This is a genomic window from Burkholderia sp. A2 (genome assembly GCF_001729305.1).
Lineage (GTDB): Bacteria > Pseudomonadota > Gammaproteobacteria > Burkholderiales > Burkholderiaceae > Burkholderia > Burkholderia sola.
In genome coordinates this window covers 1-1,363 of sequence record NZ_LZXX01000161.1, presented here as the reverse complement: position 1 = coordinate 1,363, position 1,363 = coordinate 1, and the positions used below count along the sequence as shown (strand labels likewise).

The window sequence follows — 1,363 nt, the reverse complement described above, 5'->3', positions numbered from 1 at the left end:
TGCCGTATCGCCGGCATCGGCCGCCGCGCGCAGTGCGTCGAGGTCGCCGGCATCCAGCAGGCAGACACGGTCGTAGCCGCCGGCAGTCGGCATCCCGCATGCGTCGAGCGGATGGTCGTTCATCGTCATCTCGCTACGCTTTCACGGACAACAGCATTTCCACCAGGTCAACCGCATCGCCGATGGTTTCGAGGTTCGCGACCTGTTCCGTGTGCGATGCGAAGCTGATGCCGAGCCGATCCTCGGTCAGCGCCATCAGCGACAGCAGCGAGATCGAGTCGAGCATCAGATCCGACGTCAGCGACGTTTCCCGCGTCAGCATGTCCGGCGCAATATCGAGCGCAGCAATCTGCGGAATCAGTTCGGTAAGCGTAGCGAACACGTTCGCGTGGTCGTCCATCGGATTCTCCAAGTGCCGTAGGGGTTCCGCTTTATAGCGTCAAGCCACCGCACTGCCTACCTGCACTGACGTACAGGGTTGGCGTAGCGGTGGAAACACTCGCCCGAACGGACAGGTTTCAGTCTCGAAAGCCGCCATTACATTGCCGGTTACCTCACCGACAGGGAACGATCATGACCCTCACCAAAGAAGCCGTGCTGATGGACAAAGCGACGTTTTCCCGCGCGCTGCGCGACACGCTGGACGAGCAGCTCACGCTCGATCACCCGATCTTCGCGGAGTTGTTCACGCCTCAGAAAAACTGGCGCTTGCTGAAGATCATCACGCTCGAGGGATACCAGATCACCCGGTACTTTCTGGAGTACATCGAGAACCTGTACTTCCGCTGCCCGTTTCCCGACCACAAGCGCCGGCTGCTGTACAACCTGTTCGAAGAGGAAACCGGGCGCTTCTCGAAAACGAAGAACCATGTCGAGCTCATGGAAGACTTCATTCGCGCGCAAGACATCAGCGACGAGGAGCGCGATGCATGGACGCCGTCCGCGGCCACGCGCGAGTTGATCGACTATCGCCTCGAGAACTGCAAGGGCGACGGTACCTACCATATCGGTGCCGCCGCGGTGATGATCGCGAGCGAAGGGCAGAGCCTGGAAACCCGTGCGGGCGACGCGCGCCACTCGATTCTGGCGAAGTGCTACGGGCTCACCGAGGAGGACACGCGATTCTTTTCGGTTCACCAGAAAGAGGACGTCGCGCACGTCGCCGAGGGCATTTCGCTCGTGACCGACCTGTGCACGACCGTGGAGATGCAGCAGGAAGCGCTGTTCGCGGTGCGCCACACGTGCAAGCTGTTCTGGAACATGTATGAAAGCGCCGCGCAAAAGTACTACGCGTCCGCGGAGGGCGTCGCGCACGCGTGACGGGACAACGCCGATGATGACCTTCGACGATCTCGTCGCGCGC

General features: G+C 61.1%; 2 protein-coding genes. One reads left to right on the top strand and one right to left on the bottom strand.

Features of this window, described 5'->3' with window-relative positions:
* Positions 1-133: 133 nt before the first annotated feature.
* On the bottom strand, positions 134-400 hold the full coding sequence (locus A9Z05_RS33645; protein WP_050016620.1) for an acyl carrier protein: 267 nt from the start codon (positions 398-400) through the stop codon (positions 134-136).
* A 173-nt stretch (positions 401-573) separates the two neighbouring features.
* On the opposite strand from A9Z05_RS33645, the gene A9Z05_RS33640 reads away from it, so the two are divergent.
* Entirely contained in the window at positions 574-1,320 is a 747-nt protein-coding gene (locus tag A9Z05_RS33640; RefSeq protein ID WP_069621830.1) for a TenA family transcriptional regulator, read from the top strand.
* The last annotated feature ends 43 nt before the right edge of the window (positions 1,321-1,363 follow it).

Excerpts from the sequence above, each read along its gene's own strand:
- A9Z05_RS33640 (WP_069621830.1), top strand. The coding sequence starts at position 574 with ATGACCCTCACCAAAGAAGCCGTGCTGATGGACAAAGCGACGTTTTCC.
- A9Z05_RS33645 (WP_050016620.1), bottom strand. The coding sequence starts at position 400 with ATGGACGACCACGCGAACGTGTTCGCTACGCTTACCGAACTGATTCCG.